Below are 17974 nucleotides of genomic sequence, written 5' to 3' on the forward strand. Positions count from 1 at the left end.
CCATGGCTTTTATGAAAATATTTTTAAAGCCACTACCCCGTCTTCAACTGTAATCTCGACGTTTGTCCCATCATGAATTTTTCCTGCAATAATATCACGGGCAAGCTTTGTTTCAAGATTTCGCTGAATATAACGTTTCAGCGGTCTTGCCCCGTATACAGGATCAAAGCCATGTGCGGCAATGAATTCCTTCGCTTGTTCATCAATCGTAATATCGATTTGTTTCTCTTTTAACCTTGCCTTAAGCTCTTTTAAAAGCTTGACGACAATATTCTTAATATCGGCCATAGACAACGGCTTAAAGAGAATCGTTTCGTCTATACGATTTAAAAATTCCGGCCGGAAGTGTGCTCTCAGAAGATTCAACACTTTTTCTCTCGTTCCTTCTGAGATTTCTTGTTCATTTTCATTTCGTTCGAGTAAAATGTGTGACCCAATATTGGATGTCATAATAATGACTGTATTTTTAAAGTCAACAACCCGGCCTTGGGAATCTGTAATTCGTCCATCATCAAGTGCCTGCAGGAGGATATTGAATACTTCAGGATGCGCCTTTTCAATTTCATCCATCAATATAACCGAATACGGTTTTCGACGGACTGCTTCCGTTAATTGGCCGCCTTCCTCGTAACCTACGTAGCCGGGAGGTGCACCAATAAGACGTGAAACAGCATGCTTCTCCATATACTCCGACATATCAATCCGGATCATATGTTCTTCACTGTCGAATAAGCTTTCTGCCAGCGCCTTCGCAAGTTCTGTTTTACCAACTCCAGTCGGGCCTAAAAACAAAAATGAACCAATTGGTCTGTTCGGGTCTTTAATCCCCGCACGTGCCCTTAAAACAGCGTCAGCAGTTAAACCTACTGCTTCATCCTGTCCGATGACCCTTTCGTGCAGGATTGATTCCAGTCTTAAAAGCTTTTCCCGCTCACCTTCGACAAGCTTGGAAAGCGGAATTCCTGTCCATCTTGAAACAATATTGGAAATCTCTTCTGCAGTCACTTCTTCACGTAGAAGCCGGTCGTCACTTTCAGCTTTTTCTTCAAGTGCCAATAGCTCTTTCTCCGCAGCTGGGATGAGACCGTGACGAAGCTCTGCTGCCTTGTTTAAATCATATTTATCTTCTGCCTGCTCGAGTTCGCGGCGAAGTCTTTCAATTTGCTCCCGTTTTTCCTGTAATTTATTAATGGTTTGTTTTTCCTCAAGCCACTTCGCCTTCATAGCATTTGTCTGTTCCTTCAAATCTGCCAACTCTTTTTGCAAGGCGCGGAGTCTTTGTTTACTAACCTCATCCTGCTCTTTTGTTAACGCCGCTTCTTCTATTTCCAATTGCATTACCCGGCGGGTCACTTCATCCAGCTCAGTTGGCATGGAGTCAATTTCGGTCCGAATCATCGCACACGCTTCATCGACAAGGTCGATTGCTTTATCCGGCAAAAAGCGATCCGTAATATAGCGGTCAGAAAGGACAGTAGCAGCGACCAAGGCCTGGTCGTGAATTTTGACCCCATGATGGACTTCAAACCGTTCCTTTAACCCCCGCAAGATGGAGATTGTGTCTTCGACATCCGGTTCTTGAACAAGGACCTGCTGAAATCTCCGTTCAAGTGCAGGGTCTTTTTCGATATATTTACGGTGCTCATCAAGTGTGGTTGCCCCGATACAATGCAGCTCACCCCGGGCCAGCATTGGTTTTAACATATTTCCGGCATCCATCGCTCCATCAGTTCTTCCCGCACCTACAATCGTGTGGATTTCATCGATAAATAGCAATATTTGCCCTTCACTTTTTTTAATTTCATTCAAAACTGCCTTTAATCTTTCTTCGAATTCACCTCTAAATTTCGCACCAGCAATCAGTGAACTCATATCCAAGGCAAAAATAGTCTTATCCTTCAAGCCTTCTGGTACATCTTTTCTAACAATCCTTTGGGCCAATCCTTCAACAATGGCGGTTTTCCCTACACCAGGCTCACCAATTAGAACGGGATTATTTTTGGTTTTCCTTGAAAGAATGCGGATAACATTTCTTATTTCTGTATCTCTGCCAATGACAGGGTCCATTTTCCCAGCTCTTACTTCTGCTACAAGATCCCGCCCGTATTTTTTTAAAGCATCATATCCCGCTTCAGGATGTTGTGTTGTCACCCTTTGATTCCCCCTTATTTCTTTTATAACTTTTAAAAGATCTTCCGAGGTGCGGCCAAATGAATGAATAATTGTTTTCAATTCCGTATCGTTCGCGTTTGCTGCGGCAAGCAGAATATGCTCGATGGATAGATATTCATCAGCGAATTTTGCCGCGTATTCTTCAGCACTTACCAATAACTTTTGCAGTTTGGCTGTGATATAAAGCTTTCCCTGTTCAATTCCACTGCCGGTTACCTGCGGTTTCTTGGCAAGAGCCTTAAGCAAACTGTCTTCAGCTTTTTTAGCGGAAATCCCGGCCCTTTCCAAAACGGATGCAGCAAGACTATCATCTTGGTTTAAAAGCGCTAATAACAAATGGGGCTCGTCTATTTCTTGATGGCTATATTTAATGGCGATACTTTGAGCATCCATTAAACCATTCTGCATACGCTCCGTCATTCGGTTTAAATCCATGAGTTTTCACACCCTTTGACCTTTTTTGACCTATTACTTATATTATAATTCATCCTTCATTTAAAAGTAAAATTTGAAAGAGCCATCCGGTTCCGGACAGCTCTTTCAACAAATTTATATTAATCATGGCTTTCTCTGGTAAGTCCATACACGGTCATCATTTGAGTTCTCCGGAAATCTGTCGCCGGCTTTCAACTTTATTTTTTTTGGATTGACTACGTTATCGCCTGTATCCCCAACTTCAATATAAACACCATTATTCGGTGCTTTTTTTCCCGGCCCGAATTGACGGCTTTGTCCCATGTTTTTCCCTCCTTATCTATTTCGATTTTATTATTCCCTTTAAGCATTGGTTCATTAAAGGAAGTTCCTTCAATTTTACAAGGTTCGACAATATTTCCTAAGAAATATTGCTTTGTACCCAAATTTTGACGATTATATGAACTTATCCATCCATTTATTGCGATTGATTCATTATTAACAATATAATTACAGTAATATCTAGTAAATTTTTACTGAGCGATTCATCGCTTTTAAGTTCCCATAAAAGGGGGTATCGGCATGCAGTCCATTAAAGAAATGCCTGTCACATTGTCGCGTCTTTTCGAAACAGTACAACATACAAAGAAAATGGAGAAAGGCTCCTTTCTGTTTCAAGAGGGAATGCCAGCAAATGAGCTATATATTGTTAAAAGCGGGATTCTTCATGTTAGTAAGATTATTCCTGATGGTAGAGAGCTTACCTTAAGGATGTGTTCAAGCGGAGATTTTGTGGGGGAATTACATTTATTCTCCCCTCAGCCAAAATATCTGTTAAGCGGACGAATTATTGAAAGCGGTGAAGCTGCGGTAATAAAGAGAGAGTTTCTGGAGGAAAAATTATCGCAAAATCTTCCTCTTTCATTTGAATTCATTCAATGGATGAGCCTTCAATACCGTAAAACTCAAACAAAATTTCGCGACTTGGTTTTACATGGAAAAAAAGGCGCCTTATATTCAACCTTAATTCGAATCAGCAACAGTTTTGGTGTCAAAACGAACAAGGGCATCCTGATTGAATTGCCTTTAACCAATCAGGAACTGGCTAATTTCTGTGGAACCTCCAGGGAGGTTGTCAATCGACTATTGGCTGACTTAAGGAAGACAGGGGTTATTTCCATAAATAAAGGCACGATCACCATTCATGACATGGATTATTTAAAAAATGAAATTGATTGCGAAGATTGCCCTGAGGATATTTGCAGGGTAGATTGAAATCATTAGCGGCTGACTCAGTTTTTCGAGTCAGCCGTTTCCTTATCATGCATCTGTTTTAATAATCGAACAATCTGTTGCTCAGCTTTTGCATCGCCAATATGAAAGCATGGAACTTCCAAAACCTCACTTATTGCCCCCTCCAGCCCTTCCTCCCAATAAACAACCGCTGCAATATTTTTTAGCTTTCTTATTAGCGAAAGGTCACGCTTATCCCGCAGGAGGACCATCTTTGGAAAACTTTCTTGTTTATGGCCTTCAACCAAGATAATATCCAAATTAAATAAACCAAGCAGGTTTATTTGTTTATCCAATTTGAACTCTAACTGTTCGGTTTGCAGGAGCAGCCTTCCCTCTCCTTCGACAATCGAAGCAATCGCACCCGCTGCAAGATGTCTGGTTGAGTCCTTTTTAGGCAAAACATCTGGTTTACCGCCATGACCATGGTGTTTAATAACAGCCGTCATTAATCCCTCTGCCTTCAATCCATGAAGAAGCTTTTCAATAAATGTTGTTTTCCCGCTATCCTGGTAACCGGTAACTTGAAATATGACCGGTCTTACCAAGGCCATTCACTGCCAAACTGATCTTCAAGCAAAAGAACATCTACCTCAGTTCCGGCAGCGAACCCACGTGTGCCACCCGGGAGGATGGTTAATGAGTTTGCACCGGCAAGACTCATGATAATGTTGGATTTATCCAGACCGCTTGGCGTCACCTTTAACCGGCCGTTCTCGATAAAAACAGAGCTGCGCACAAATCTTGTAAATGGATTAGCTTTTAGAAAATCCACCTCAAGGATTGCTTGCTCCTTCCTTAAATGAGGTTTTTCAGAAAAAAGCATTCTGCGTAAGATTGGCCTTGCAAACAATTCAAATCCAACATAGCAAGCAGACGGATTACCGGATAAACCAAAAAGGAGCTTTCCGTTATGGCTGGCCACTGTTGTAACACTTCCAGGCCGCATTGCCACTTTATTAAATAAAACCTCGGCACCAAGCTTTTCGTAAATCTCTGGCAGATAATCAAAATCACCAACTGAAACCCCGCCAGTCGTAATCAACAAATCAACCTTGTTTACGGCATTTTTCACAGCCTCGAAGCAGGTATCAAATTCATCTGGAAGCTTTCCAAAATAGTGAACGATACCACCAACCCTCTCAATCTGGGCGGCAATCATATGAGAATTGCTATTGCGGATTTTGCCAGGAACTAAAGGGTCGCCAACATCCAATAATTCCGTACCAGTTGCAAACAGGCCAACAATCGGTTTTTTGGCTGCGGGAACATCCTTATAGCCAAAAGTGGCAAGCATTGCTTGAATTCCAGGGTTAATTAGTGTCCCTTTTTTAACTAATACCTCGCCCTCTTTCGCATCCTCCCCACGAAAGGAAACGTTATCCCCCTTTTTGAAACTGCGCTTAATGGCCATAAACGGCTTCCCATCTTTTTCGTAGGTTTTCGCTACTTCGAACATAACAACAGCATCAGTTCCTTCAGGCATAATCGCACCAGTCATAATTCTGACTGCCTGATTTTCTGTTACGGTCATGTTGGAAACCATCCCCGCCCCAATATGGTCAATTACCTCAAATTCCACCGGATTAGCTTGGGATGCATCTTGTGTATCTATTGCTCTAACAGCAAAACCATCATAGGGTGCCCTGTCAAAGTGAGGGACATCGCAGGTGGCAACTAAATCCTTAGATAAAAATCGGCCAAAGCTTTCTTCAATGTTGATATATTCCGTTTCACCGGACAATTGGTATTGCATTATTTTTTGAACTGCTTCTCCGATTGGAATGGGTTGTCGTCTTTCAAACAAAATTCATCGGCTCCTATCATTTTTGAACGTTATGTATTTTAACTGTATCCATTATAAGCTTACAAAAAACTAATAGACATATCAAAAGTCACAAATCCGAAACTTTCTCACAGAAGAATATAAAAATTCACGCTTGCAGTGTGATTTTAGTCACCTAGTTAAATTTGATTTTCCATTATGCTTAGTTTAGAAACCAAACCTTTTATCAAGGAGGAAGATTCATGTTGACATTCCCATTTTCCGCAAATTCTTTAGTTAAAGATATTGTAAACGAATTACCAAAAACAAGTGATGTATTTAAATCTTATCGAATCGATTTCTGCTGCGGCGGTAATATCCCGCTTTCCGAAGCTGCAGCCCAAGGCAATCTTAATATCGATTCTATTTTAGAGGATTTAAAAGCTGTTTATGAAAAAAATGAGTCCAAAGAGACCGATTTAGAAGTTTGGACTAACTCTGATTCCAACACCATCATTGACCATGTGATCGCTAACTATCACCGGGCAACGGAAGAAGAATTTAAAATGCTTAGTCCTTATGTGACAAAGGTTTCCCGCGTCCATGGGGATAATCATCCAGAATTGCTAAAGGTTTATGAGCTTTACCATGAATTTAAAAAGGAAATGTTAGAACATATGGCAAAGGAAGAAGAAATTGTCTTCCCAATCATTAGAAAACTAGCAGACGGGACAATTGAAAACCGCGACGAAGCGATTAACATGATTGTGGAACTCGAAAAAGAACATGACCATGCCGGTGCCATATTGAAAGAGCTTCGGGAGATTACCGGCGACTTTACACCGCCGCTTGATGCCTGCGGTACGTACCGGCTAGTCTATAGCCGTTTAGAAGAACTGGAAGGATTAACCTTTATGCATGTTCATTTGGAAAATAACATTCTATTCCCTAGATATATCTAAGAAGAACAAAACAGCCTGTGATTGCAGGCTGTTTTCTTTCGTTTGCGGTTTGTTTACCCGCCGATATAGGACATTTCGATTTTTTTACGATTTTTGTTTGTTTCGGCCGTTCTTTCATCCGAATATCGATCATTTCGACCGTTCCAAATCTCCGCAATTCTTCCAAAAAGTTGTTCATCAGATGCGCCGTTTCTCATGAAATTACGAAGATCATGGCCATTACCGTTAAATAAGCAAGTAAAAATCTGGCCATTCGCTGAAAGACGGGCCCGGGTACAGCTGGAACAGAACGATTCCGAGACGGAGGTAATAAAACCAACATTGACATCGGTACCTTTATAGCGATAATGCTTAGCAACCTCACCAAAGTAAGCAGGGTCAACTGGTTCCAATTCAAATTCCGCCTTTAGCATTTCGTAAATTTCCTTTTTTGTCACAACATCATCCATTTTCCAGCCATTGGTGGAGCCAACATCCATATATTCAATATACCGGAGCTCCAGCCCTTTTTCTTTACAGAATTTAGCCATTGGAATAATGTCTTGGTCGTTTAAACCCTTTTTGACAACCATATTTAATTTAACGCCTAATCCTGCATCTTTAGCGGCTTGAATTCCTTCTAGAACAGGACCGGTCCCAATTCCCCTGCCATTGATTTTGCCAAATAATTCATCATCTAGACTATCCAGACTGATATTCACTCGCTTCAAGCCTGCTTCCTTCAATTTCGCAGCCAATTTAGGAAGAAGAACGCCATTTGTTGTTAAGCCAATATCACTAAGGCCTTCAATCGCGGCTAGCTTTTCAATGAGAATCGGTAAATCCCTTCTTAACAGCGGCTCACCGCCTGTCAAGCGGATTTTTTTCACGCCTAACTGCACGAAGATTTTTCCTAACCGTTCAATTTCCTCATAGGTCAGGAGGGCACTCCTTGGCAGAAATTCAAAATCCGGCCCAAATTGATCGGCAGGCATACAGTATTGACAACGAAAATTACATCTATCAATAACGGAAATTCTTAAATCCCTTAATGGTCTATTAAATTTATCTGTAATGATTGTTTTTTCCATTTAATCAACTCCAATAAATAAAGAAGCTCATTTTATACCATTGTAACAGATGAATTTAAAAAATACTGTTACTTTCTTCACTATCCATATTTCCCTAAAAAAAAATTGTCCAGTTTTCACTATATTGTCATTGTTTACTACTTCTACGTGGCTAATCTTGATATAAAATGTTACTAACGAATCCAAGTTATTTATATAGAAATATAGTACAGGGGTGGAGAAAAATGATTACGACAATGAAACCAACTCATTCAATTGAAATAAAAGAACTGCTTAAATTTGCTGATCGGAAGTTTAAAAGCGAACGGGGAAGATTTCTATTTCAGGAAGGGATGCTCGCTGATGAATTATATGTCATCATTTCCGGTAAAATTCAAATCAGCAAAATTACAGCAGACGGGCGGGAGCTGTCACTAAGAATTTGCGGAGAAAACGATATTTGCGGAGAATTAACCCTTTTCACTGATAGTCCAAAATATTTATTAAGTGCTAAGGTTCTTGAAGAAGGTGAAATCGCGGCAATAAAAAAAGAAGTACTTGAAAGTGAAATTTTCCAAAACAGTAAGCTAGCCTTTGAATTTATGAAGTGGATGAGCGATCACTTCCGCAAAACGCAGACAAAATTCCGCGACCTTGTCCTAAACGGAAAGCGCGGCGCTTTATTTTCAACCTTAATCCGGATGACCAATAGCTATGGGGTACCAAAAAGTGATGGAATATTAATCGACCTGCCGTTGACCAATCAAGAGCTGGCAAATTTCTGCGGCACTTCACGGGAAAGTACAAATCGGATCTTAAGTGAGCTAAAACGTGATAATATCATTTCCATTAAACGAGGTAAAATTACCGTCCTGGATTTGCAATACTTAAAAGATGAAATTGGCTGTGAAAATTGTTCCACTGTTTATTGCAGCATTGAATAGTTATTAAGAGGAGGCAATCGAAAATCGATTGCCTCTATAAATTTATTGTGTTTGTTTTTCTCTTAGTGCCTTAGGAATATAAACGCAGAATGGTTCACTTTCTAAATAATCCCCAGTCATGGCGTATGCTCTTGATCTTGAGCCGCCGCAAACATATCGGAATTCGCAGACACCGCATTTCCCTTTAAATCCATCTGGGTTTCTAAGTGCCTTAAAGATTGGCGACTCCCGGTAAATTTCAGCCAGAGGGGTTTCCCTAATATTTCCGGCCTTAACCGGAAGCAGGCCGCTCGGATAGACATCCCCAATATGGGATATAAACACAAAGCCATTGCCGTCATTTACACCCTTTGGTGCACGGCCCAGACCATCGATTGAGCCCGTTAAGCCTTTTTCTGTCAACGCAGATAAATAGCTGATTTCCTCTGTCTTTTCTTTGGCTTCACGCATTTTTTGCTGGATTACCACACGGCGGTAATGCATCGCCTCCGTGGTTTTAATATCAAAAGGAACCCGCTTGCTTAGATCATAGAGCCATCTTAGCACCTTTTCATGCTCCACAGGCGATATCATATCAGATGCCTGTCCCCTTCCGGTCGGAACAAGGAAAAAGACACTCCACAGAACACACTTTAATTCTTCAACCAATTTCGCCATTTCATCAAGATGTCCGTAATTATATCTGGATACTACGGTATTAATCTGAATCGGCATTTCCAGTTCATGTAAATATTTAATTCGTTCCATTGTTAAGTCAAAAGAACCCGCTGTCCCGCGAAAATGGTCATGAATCTCAGCAGTAGGACCATCAAGGCTGAACGCCCAACGAGAAAGTCCGACTTCTTTAGCCTTACGCATCGCATCAATTGTTACGTTAGGAGTAGCGCTTGGTGTCATCGAAACACGTACCCCTTTTGAGACTGCGTATTTGGTAATTTCAAAAATATCCTCTCTCATAAGCGGATCTCCGCCGGTAAATACAAGAAGCGGATTATTCATTTCATATATCTGATCAATCAAATGCTTGCCTTCTTCAAGCGTAAGTTCTCGAGGGTCCCTCGTATACTGGGCATCTGCGCGGCAGTGCAAACATTTTAATTGACAAGCTCGAGTTAGTTCCCATATCACAATAAACGGATCTTTATTAAAGTCTCGGCTAAAATCCATCTTGAAACGCCTCCTATAAAACGGCTAGTTCAAACTAAATAGCCCTATTACTTCGTATTATAAAGGTGTTTATGTTTGAAAAAAGTGAACTTCCTCACAATCCTTTTTCATTATATGGACGATTTGTGAATGAAAAAAAACAGCAGAGCGGAAAGCTCTGCTGTTTTATGAGATGGTTAAAACTTCGTATTTGGAGGCAAGCTCAACAAAGTCAGCCATTCCGCTTATTTTGCCAACTGTCAATTTTTCGCTAACACCGTAGTGGTCGGCACAGGTTTTACACGCAAAAATGTTAACACCCTTATCCTCCAACTCTTTTAAATGAACGGATACAAAGGAATCCTCAGTCAACGTGAATACCCCACTGTTCATGCAAAAAACAGCTGCTGGGAGTTCCTCTCTTTGTTTTAAAACAGTAAAGAAAGTCTCTAAAACATTCTCTCCTAAAACCTGGTCGCCTTTGCCCAACTGATTTGAACTAACTAAAATGACTTTATTTTTCATGCTGCGGATGGTCCCTTAACGAATTCCCAGTGCAATTTTTGCATAACGGGACATCATGTCCTTATTCCAAGGAGGATTCCAGACGATATTGACATCGACATCCTTGACTTCCGGAATATCAGACAATGCTCTTTTCACCTGATCAACAATTGTTCCGGCTAGTGGGCAGCCCATTGCTGTTAATGTCATTGTAACCGTCAGTTTTCCCTCGTCGTCCATTTCAGTATTATATATTAAACCTAAGTTGACGATATCGACGCCAAGCTCAGGGTCAATAACAAGCTCAAGGGCGCCCATTATATTTTCTTTTAAATCTTCATTCATTTTATCTTCACTCCTGTTCAGTTTTATTGTAACCATTATAACAAAAGGTATTTCGAAAACCAGTATAGCGCGTTTCAGAAACATTTGAAGTGAATTTTTTTACAGTTTAAATATAAATTGATAACATATTGATAATAGAAACAAATACTTCCAAAGAGAGGTTTCAAATGACAGAAAGACATTTAATCGCATTGGACTTAGACGGAACTTTATTAAAAGATGATAAAACGATTTCGGAAAAAACGAAGGAAGTTTTAAGAAAAGCAAGAGAAGATGGCCATATCGTGATGATCGCCACTGGGAGGCCATATCGTTCCAGCGAAATGTATTATCGAGAGTTGAATTTAGATACCCCGATCGTTAATTTCAATGGGGCTTTCATGCATCATCCCCGGAACCCGAAATGGGGCTTTTTCCATGAGCCGCTTGATATCCATGTTGCAAAAGATATTGTCGAGGCCTGCCGCAGCTTTCATTTTCATAATATCATCGCTGAAGTAATGGATGATGTCTATTTTCATTATCATGACCAAAAGCTGATTGAAATTTTTAATTTTGGCCATCCCAATATTACTACGGGCAATTTAAGTAATTATTTGAAGGATTCACCAACTAGCCTGCTCATCCATACAGAGGAGGACCAATTAAAGAAGATCCGCGACCATCTATCTGATGCACATGCCGAAGTCATCGATCACCGCAGCTGGGCTGCCCCATGGCATGTTATCGAAATCATTAAGTCAGGCTTAAATAAGGCAGTAGGGTTAAAAAAAGCGGCGGATTATTATGGTATCTCCAAGCAAAGAGTGATTGCCTTTGGCGATGAAGATAATGACTTGGAAATGCTTGAATACGCCGGTTATGGAATTGCGATGGGAAATGGCATTGACCAAGTAAAAAATATCGCTAATGATGTTACTCTTACCAATGAAGAAGATGGAGTCGCAGAATATTTGACGGATTTGTTACGGTTAAAATAATTACACCTATTCACCATTGTTTACCTATATGAACCCCTCAATGTTGGAGCATACTATGGATGAAGCAGCGAAGCTGTTTCAATCCGAGCTTTTAGCATATTGGAGGGATTCGAATGGGTAGATCAAACAAATCAAAACGCTTTGTCCAGCAAGGAAAGGATTCGGTCAACAAGCATTCAGAACGGATTCCTTATCACATGACCTACGCTGAAGCAGAAGCTCAGAAAATGGCCAATGTGCAAGAATCCTCGCTTGGAGGAATTTAACGATGGGTAACCGTTTATTCCAGGAAGCACGTAGATTTGTTGAATCGGCAAAAACTGCCGGCCCAGGTGAACGCGACACGGCAGTGGCCAAAGCCAAGAATGCCTTAAGTTCAGCTTATGCCAACACGACGGTCGCTGAGCAAAGACAGCTCCAAGAAATGCAACAAGAGCTTGACCAGATCCAATGATAAGAAAAGCGGAAGCGCCTTGAACAGGGGCGACAGGCATAAGACGAGCCGGCTAGAAGGCTGCCTTTTAGCCTTCTTGATGGATTGGCTGTAGACCTGCGAGCCCCTAAGCGCTGAAGCTGGACAGTAAATGAGGAAAGCGGAAGTACCTTGGGAGGCGACTTCCGCTTTTTTCATTCAAATCTTTCTAATAATGCAGGGTAAGGATTACTCCTTCCGCCCTCAGCATTTTTTTCGTAAAAATTCAGAAAGACACCGCCATGGTTTGGAAGCTTTTCAGCTGGAATCTGAATATCTACTTTAAAGGGTCTCCACTGGTCACCTTTTCCAGCAACATCAAGCTTTTGCTCCCTCAGGAATTCTCTATGCCCATCCTCCACCGAATAATAAACCACCCTGCTTGGTGACTTTACTTCTCCGCTGACTCGGTAGTTTCCTTTTGTTCCTGATACCTTTATATTTCGGAAAACAGCATTTTCCTCAGGTACATATGTTTTATGCGTTATGGTCAGTTTCGAGCGGTCAGTTATTGGCTTGCCGTTCAAGCTTGCTGCCCTTAAAACGGCTTGGATAGTATATTCCCCCGCTGGAACTCTTTTTCCCATAAAATGATAGTCCCATGTCTCAAGCCACTTCTTGCTGCCATGGGCTTTAAGACTGATGGTTTGAAACGCCTGAAGGAAAAACCGTCCTTTTGAGTAGTCATATACTTCACGGCCTGCAGTATCGAAAATTTTAATTTCATAAAATTGTGAAGTGGGAAATTCAAAATGGAGCGGGAAATCCTCCTCATTTTTTAAAAACATTTCGATCGTTAATTGCTCAGGCATGCTTGTTGGGATTACATAAAATTTGTATGCCAATTGGTCCACCCCATTTGCATCTGCTTTTATTACCATCGGAAAGAAAAGTAACATTATACAACATAATATACGCATATTGAGCTCCTTTTTCCTTTAGTCTCTGCGAAAAAAACCGTAAACTCCGGTTGTTTGAATTATATTTGTAAACGCATGGGGGTCCACTTCTTTAATTACTCTCTCTAAATCAAATAATTCATAGCGCGTAATGACGATCATTAACATTTCTTTTGTTTCGTTAGAAAAAGCACCCTTCGCCGGAAGCATGGTGATTCCTCTGACCAGTTTCTTATGAATCGCTTTCTTAAGCTCATCCGCATTTTTCGTAATAATAAACGCGGTAAGCTTAGCATGCCTCGTATGAATCGCATCGATCACCCTTGTTGAAGTGTATAAAAAAACAAGCGTGTACAAAGCTTTTTCCCAGCCATACAGGAAACCTGCCGTAATAATAATAATGCCATTTAAGAGAAGCATATATGGACCAATCGGTTTATCCTTCATTCTTGAAAGCACCATCGCAATAATATCAAGCCCTCCGGTAGAGGCGCCCCATTTTAAGGTGATCCCGACGCCCGACGCAATAATGACGCCGCCAAAGACAGCATTAAGCAAAATATCATGAGACATACGATGGATTGGAATAAGCTCCAGAAATAATGATGAAAGAACAACACTAAGAAAACTATAAATGGTAAAGGACTTCCCTACCTTTTTCCATCCCAGAAACGCAACTGGAATATTTAATAACAACAGCAAGACCCCCATTGAAATGTTCAACGGAGTATATTCGGTCAATACTTTAGAAAGCAGCTGAGCAATTCCTGTAAAACCGCTTGAATAGACATTTGCGGGAATAAGAAATAAATTCATTCCAAGGGCAGTCAAAAAAGCACCCACAATAACGATGACGATTTTTTTTGTTTCCTGCCAAACCATTGATAAATCCCCCTTTATTTTTACTTCAACCTTAACAATTTAATTGTTTTTTCCATATGAAACCGATACACTTAAAACGAGTATGATATGATTTTGAATGAGGTGAGCTTCATGCAGGTAAAAATACTAGCTGACAGCGCATGCGATTTACCTAAAAGTTTTTATGAAGAAAACAACGTCACATTACTTCCCTTAAAGGTCCTCATTAACGGTGAAGAATATGAAGATGTCAAAAGCATAGACCCGAAAGCGGTTTATGATTCTATCCGGACTGGATCAGTACCGAAAACTTCTCAGGTTTCACCACTTCTGTTTGAGGAAGTATTCACAAAAATGGCGGAAAATAATGAAGACGGAATTTACATAGCCTTTTCATCCGAACTATCCGGAACATATTCAACCGCTGTTATGATTCTTGACCAAGTCAAGGAAAAATATCCAAATTTCAATTTAACCATTGTCGATACCAAATGTGCCTCTCTTGGCCAAGGCATAATTGTGATGGAAGCAGCGAAACTGGCAGCACAAAATGCAGCAAAGGATGAAATCTTAAGGGATGTTCAGTTTAGAGCAAACCATATGGAGCATCTTTTTACGGTTGAAGATTTGGATTATTTAGCTAAAGGCGGCCGTGTCTCAAAAGCTTCGGCATTTCTTGGGGGCTTATTAAATATTAAGCCGGTTTTAAATGTGGAAGACGGCAAACTGGTTCCAATTGAAAAGATTCGCGGTAAGAAAAAGGTTCTCCGGCGCCTAATTGAACTGGCATATGAACGTGGCGAGAACCTGTCAAACCAGATTATTGGCATCAGCCATGCGGATAATGAAGAGACGGCACTAGAAGTAAAAGCGATGCTTGAGGAGGAATTCCAGCCAAGAGAAGTTTATATTTCCTCCATCGGCTCAGCAATTGGGGCCCATACTGGAGCAGGGACCATCTCCATTTTCTTCTTAAATAAAATTCCTTCGTAAAAAAACAGAGCTTAAAGCTCTGTTTTTTTGTTATTTATGATCTGTTTTCTTTGAGTACTGATTTTTTCCTGCTTGGCGATTTTTTTCTCGCATCATATTTTTTTCATGGTGCATTGCATTATTGTCTTGTGCCTTTTTATCATTATCGGATGTGTGTGGCATTTCCTTACCCCTTTCCATCTGCTTTCGCTTAATAGTGTCTGTCAATTTGGAAAAGAGTATGTACGCCAAAATCTACTCCTTCTTGACGTAGGTCCAAAAGTCTTCCTGGTATACCTTTCCTTCTTTGATGAGCTTACCCAGAGCTCGTTTAAAGGCGGCTTTACTTAAGCCAAAACGCTCTTGAATGTCTTCTGGCATGCTTTTGTCACTGTACGGCATGGCACCATTTCTGCTCATCAGATATTCATATAGTTTGGCTGCATCAGAATCCTGGGACTCCTGTTTTCTGGCAAGTAAGGAAACGTTTATCGTTCCGTCCTCCTTAACATCAATGACTCGCCCCTCAACCTTCTCACCCAGGCGCGGTTCAATCCGACGCTGCGACTCATGAATGAACCCTTTGAAGCCTTCAATAGTGTAAAGCCAACTGCCGACTTTGGCCGTTCGGTAAATATACCCTTGCACATTTTTATTAAATTCTTGTCTCGATGCTTTCACCGCAATTGATTGGATAACCTGGTCACTGGCAAGCTTGGCGTATAAAAGATTATTCCGGTTGACCCTTAGGGTTATATAAACCATATCCCCTTCCCTGGGCCAAACCGATTTATGCACTGGTAAATCTTCGGCACCAAGGAGAATGTCTTTTTTTAACCCGATATTTAAAAAGACACCAATCTCCTCTTTTACATCTGTCACCTTTATCCAGGCGTAGCGGCCGACGGCCACTTCAGGTATCGTTGTGGAGGCCGCGGGACGTCCCTGAGAATCCACATAGATAAACACTTCTATCTCGTCACCTTCCGCAACCTCTCGATTCACTTCATTATTATGAAGCAATACATCTTCTTCTCCATCTGTTAAAAAGTAGCCGAATTCAGCTTGACGGGCTACCGTTAAAGTTGTTGTTTGTCCTATAAGTTCTTTTATTGCCATTATCTTATACTCCCCTTTTCCATCTTGGAGTTTTCCTTTAGGTTGTTTGAACTGCTATATTTTACTATAATGTAGACATAAAGGGAAACTTTAGCAAATTCGGAGGTTTTGTCATGTCAAAAGATAGCTCATTTGATATTGTATCCAAAGTTGAATTTTCAGAAGTCACTAATGCCATAACACAAACGATGAAGGAAATTAGTACGCGCTACGATTTTAAAGGAAGTAAAAGTGAAGTTTCATTAGATAAAGAAGAATTGGTACTTATTTCTGACGATGAATATAAAATGGACCAGCTTAAAGATGTTTTGCTCAGCAAATTAATTAAAAGGGGCGTCCCGATTAAAAATCTTGATTATAGTAAAATCGAAAAGGCCTCAGGCGGTACGGTCCGTCAAAGAGCCAAACTTGTCCAGGGCATTGATAAGGAAAATGCAAAAAAAATTAACACTATTATTAAAAATAGCGGGGTGAAGGTCAAAAGCCAGGTCCAGGATGACCAAGTCCGGGTCAGTGGCAAAAACCGAGATGATTTGCAAAAAATCATTTCCCTTGTTCGTGAAGCAGATCTCACCATCGATGTTCAATTTATAAATTATCGGTAATAATAAAAGAGGCTGTCCTTAGGCAGCCTCTTTATTCTACAATATTCGTTTTACTCCGTCTAAAAACTAGCAGTAGAAACCAAATGGCCAGTATCCCCGGTATCACTGCCGCAGCGATAAATTTCAGGTTAAGCCCTGTTTTTTCCGCCAATACATATATTTCAGAATTGTCCCTGTCAAGAATTAGAATATATTGATTATCCCTGCTGCGGACAATGTCCCCGCCCAGGAGGCCGCGAAGCTCTTTGCCGCCTTCCACTTGATCGCCAGTTAAGGTAACCTTTTGGGATTTGTTTGTATTATTGATGGCAATTATCGATGTTTCCCCTTTATAGACACGCTTATAAACCGCCATTCCGGACTTTTCATAGAGCATTTCCATCGTTCCTCTAGTTAAGGAAGGCAGTTGATTTCTTAATTCACCAAGCTTTGTTATATAGTCGATTAGATCCTTTTCCGTCCGGAAATTCATCAGCCTGCGGTTATCCGGAATATCTCCGCCCGTCAAGGCAATTTCCGTCCCATAATACATAACGGGAATACCTGGCGTCGTATAAAGATAGGTTAAGGCAGTTTTCCACCTGGCTCCAGGGAATTGTCTTTCATCTACTATATCTGTAGTAAATCTTTTGGTAAATTCATTATCAAAAAAATGAGCATCTAGATTTTGCTTGTCCCCTGCAGGACGAATCGATTGAAAGGAGCGGTCTGTAGTGGCAAACACCTGCCGCATCTGTTCACTCTCGTTATAATCAAATAAGCTATCAATTCCCGCTTCATGATAAACTTCCAAGTCATCAGCTGTGTTTCCAGATGAAACTCCCATCAATAAAAAATCTTTTTTCTGCTGCTTAACAGCAGCCGAAAACTCCCGCCAAAAGCTAATTGGAACTTTATTGACTTCAGGGAGGCTGTATCCATCAATATTCGTTTTCTTAACCCACCATGTGGCGGCATCAATTAAATTTTCGCCCTTTACCTCTGAATTTGCAGGAAAATCAATTATTACCCGCAATTTCCTTTTATGTGCTTCGTTGACAAGCTTCTCGAAATCTTTCATTGTTCCAAAATGCTCGTCCACTTTATAGTAATCCTTCACCCAATAACCGTGATAACCATTTTCCCTGTTATCAAAAATTGGAGTCAGGCGAATTGCCGTGAATTCCATGTCTTTTATGTAATCAAGCTTATCGATAATTCCTTGAAAATCCCCGCCATTGTACTTTTCGAGATTCTTTGTATCCACATCGAAATCATTTTGGGTATTCCCGTTATTAAACCGGTCAATCATGATAGAATAAATGGTTTCATCCTGCCACTGTCGATTTTCTTTTGTTACATTTGCATAGGCCGGTGACGAAACCCCAAGTAAAATGGCGATTAAAATGAGTATAATCCTTTTCATCTAGCTTCCTCCTCATAAAAAGAGAAGAGGATTCCCTCTTCCCTACATCCATTTTAATCTAATTAAG

Annotated in this window: 21 protein-coding genes; 8 read left to right on the forward strand and 13 right to left on the reverse strand. The window is 40.7% G+C overall.

Annotated features, from left to right (window positions below; all coding sequences use genetic code 11):
- Window positions 1–9: 9 nt before the first annotated feature.
- Window positions 10–2607 (reverse strand): ATP-dependent chaperone ClpB, encoded by a 2598-nt coding sequence (gene clpB / locus KHB02_RS06670; protein WP_213141018.1) that lies wholly within the window; start codon window positions 2605–2607, stop codon window positions 10–12.
- 123 nt (window positions 2608–2730) lie between these two features.
- Complete coding sequence (locus tag KHB02_RS06675) at window positions 2731–2910, reverse strand: YjzC family protein (protein ID WP_213116628.1); 180 nt, start codon at window positions 2908–2910, stop codon at window positions 2731–2733.
- Window positions 2911–3168: 258 nt separating this feature from the next.
- Between KHB02_RS06675 and KHB02_RS06680 the strand changes: the two genes are divergently transcribed.
- Complete coding sequence (locus KHB02_RS06680) at window positions 3169–3861, forward strand: Crp/Fnr family transcriptional regulator (protein WP_213141019.1); 693 nt, start codon at window positions 3169–3171, stop codon at window positions 3859–3861.
- A gap of 17 nt (window positions 3862–3878) precedes the next feature.
- Here the strand turns inward: KHB02_RS06680 and mobB are convergent, their stop codons facing one another.
- Together mobB and KHB02_RS06690 are read right to left on the reverse strand one after the other, a co-directional pair.
- Window positions 3879–4433 (reverse strand): molybdopterin-guanine dinucleotide biosynthesis protein B, encoded by a 555-nt coding sequence (mobB, locus tag KHB02_RS06685; protein WP_213141020.1) that lies wholly within the window; start codon window positions 4431–4433, stop codon window positions 3879–3881.
- Window positions 4421–5686: a molybdopterin molybdotransferase MoeA gene (locus KHB02_RS06690; protein WP_213141021.1), complete on the reverse strand. Its 1266-nt coding sequence runs from the start codon at window positions 5684–5686 to the stop codon at window positions 4421–4423. The genes mobB and KHB02_RS06690 overlap by 13 nt, the downstream gene beginning before the upstream one ends.
- 224 nt (window positions 5687–5910) lie before the next feature.
- Between KHB02_RS06690 and ric the strand changes: the two genes are divergently transcribed.
- Window positions 5911–6606: an iron-sulfur cluster repair di-iron protein gene (ric, locus tag KHB02_RS06695; protein WP_213141325.1), complete on the forward strand. Its 696-nt coding sequence runs from the start codon at window positions 5911–5913 to the stop codon at window positions 6604–6606.
- A 53-nt stretch (window positions 6607–6659) separates the two neighbouring features.
- Here the strand turns inward: ric and moaA are convergent, their stop codons facing one another.
- On the reverse strand, window positions 6660–7676 hold the full coding sequence (gene moaA / locus KHB02_RS06700; RefSeq protein WP_213141022.1) for a GTP 3',8-cyclase MoaA: 1017 nt from the start codon (window positions 7674–7676) through the stop codon (window positions 6660–6662).
- A 224-nt stretch (window positions 7677–7900) separates the two neighbouring features.
- Between moaA and KHB02_RS06705 the strand changes: the two genes are divergently transcribed.
- Window positions 7901–8599 (forward strand): Crp/Fnr family transcriptional regulator, encoded by a 699-nt coding sequence (locus KHB02_RS06705; protein WP_213141023.1) that lies wholly within the window; start codon window positions 7901–7903, stop codon window positions 8597–8599.
- 42 nt (window positions 8600–8641) lie between these two features.
- Here KHB02_RS06705 and KHB02_RS06710 read toward each other — a convergent pair whose 3' ends face one another.
- The 3 genes from KHB02_RS06710 to KHB02_RS06720 all read right to left on the reverse strand — a co-directional run bounded on the left by KHB02_RS06710 (window position 8642) and on the right by KHB02_RS06720 (window position 10594).
- Window positions 8642–9766, reverse strand: coding sequence for a TIGR04053 family radical SAM/SPASM domain-containing protein (locus KHB02_RS06710; protein ID WP_213141024.1), 1125 nt, complete (start codon window positions 9764–9766; stop codon window positions 8642–8644).
- A gap of 165 nt (window positions 9767–9931) precedes the next feature.
- Window positions 9932–10270 (reverse strand): DsrE family protein, encoded by a 339-nt coding sequence (locus KHB02_RS06715; RefSeq protein WP_213141025.1) that lies wholly within the window; start codon window positions 10268–10270, stop codon window positions 9932–9934.
- A gap of 15 nt (window positions 10271–10285) precedes the next feature.
- Window positions 10286–10594, reverse strand: coding sequence for a metal-sulfur cluster assembly factor (locus KHB02_RS06720; RefSeq protein WP_213141026.1), 309 nt, complete (start codon window positions 10592–10594; stop codon window positions 10286–10288).
- Between the two features lie 167 nt (window positions 10595–10761).
- On the opposite strand from KHB02_RS06720, the gene KHB02_RS06725 reads away from it, so the two are divergent.
- From KHB02_RS06725 to KHB02_RS06735, 3 genes are all read left to right on the forward strand, one after another.
- Window positions 10762–11574: a Cof-type HAD-IIB family hydrolase gene (locus tag KHB02_RS06725; RefSeq protein WP_213141027.1), complete on the forward strand. Its 813-nt coding sequence runs from the start codon at window positions 10762–10764 to the stop codon at window positions 11572–11574.
- 113 nt (window positions 11575–11687) lie between these two features.
- On the forward strand, window positions 11688–11840 hold the full coding sequence (locus tag KHB02_RS06730) for a hypothetical protein (RefSeq protein WP_213116639.1): 153 nt from the start codon (window positions 11688–11690) through the stop codon (window positions 11838–11840).
- A gap of 2 nt (window positions 11841–11842) precedes the next feature.
- Window positions 11843–12028, forward strand: coding sequence for a DUF3813 domain-containing protein (locus KHB02_RS06735; protein ID WP_213141028.1), 186 nt, complete (start codon window positions 11843–11845; stop codon window positions 12026–12028).
- A 173-nt stretch (window positions 12029–12201) separates the two neighbouring features.
- Here KHB02_RS06735 and KHB02_RS06740 read toward each other — a convergent pair whose 3' ends face one another.
- Window positions 12202–12891 (reverse strand): BsuPI-related putative proteinase inhibitor, encoded by a 690-nt coding sequence (locus KHB02_RS06740; protein ID WP_213141029.1) that lies wholly within the window; start codon window positions 12889–12891, stop codon window positions 12202–12204.
- Between the two features lie 93 nt (window positions 12892–12984).
- Complete coding sequence (locus KHB02_RS06745) at window positions 12985–13827, reverse strand: YitT family protein (protein WP_213141030.1); 843 nt, start codon at window positions 13825–13827, stop codon at window positions 12985–12987.
- Between the two features lie 111 nt (window positions 13828–13938).
- Here KHB02_RS06745 and KHB02_RS06750 point away from each other — a divergent pair, with 111 nt between their 5' ends.
- Window positions 13939–14799 (forward strand): DegV family protein, encoded by an 861-nt coding sequence (locus KHB02_RS06750; RefSeq protein WP_213141326.1) that lies wholly within the window; start codon window positions 13939–13941, stop codon window positions 14797–14799.
- Between the two features lie 30 nt (window positions 14800–14829).
- On the opposite strand, the gene KHB02_RS06755 is transcribed toward KHB02_RS06750, so the two are convergent.
- On the reverse strand, window positions 14830–14961 hold the full coding sequence (locus KHB02_RS06755) for a DUF3941 domain-containing protein (protein ID WP_213141031.1): 132 nt from the start codon (window positions 14959–14961) through the stop codon (window positions 14830–14832).
- A gap of 72 nt (window positions 14962–15033) precedes the next feature.
- Complete coding sequence (locus tag KHB02_RS06760; RefSeq protein ID WP_213141032.1) at window positions 15034–15897, reverse strand: CvfB family protein; 864 nt, start codon at window positions 15895–15897, stop codon at window positions 15034–15036.
- Window positions 15898–16010: 113 nt separating this feature from the next.
- Here KHB02_RS06760 and KHB02_RS06765 point away from each other — a divergent pair, with 113 nt between their 5' ends.
- On the forward strand, window positions 16011–16502 hold the full coding sequence (locus KHB02_RS06765; protein ID WP_213141033.1) for a YajQ family cyclic di-GMP-binding protein: 492 nt from the start codon (window positions 16011–16013) through the stop codon (window positions 16500–16502).
- A gap of 31 nt (window positions 16503–16533) precedes the next feature.
- Here KHB02_RS06765 and KHB02_RS06770 read toward each other — a convergent pair whose 3' ends face one another.
- The gene (locus KHB02_RS06770; RefSeq protein WP_213141034.1) at window positions 16534–17907 is read right to left on the reverse strand and encodes an alpha-amylase family glycosyl hydrolase; all 1374 of its coding nucleotides are present in this window, start codon (window positions 17905–17907) and stop codon (window positions 16534–16536) included.
- Between the last annotated feature and the right edge of the window lie 67 nt (window positions 17908–17974).

Source organism: Neobacillus citreus (assembly GCF_018343545.2).
Taxonomy (GTDB): Bacteria; Bacillota; Bacilli; order Bacillales; family Cytobacillaceae; genus Neobacillus; species Neobacillus citreus.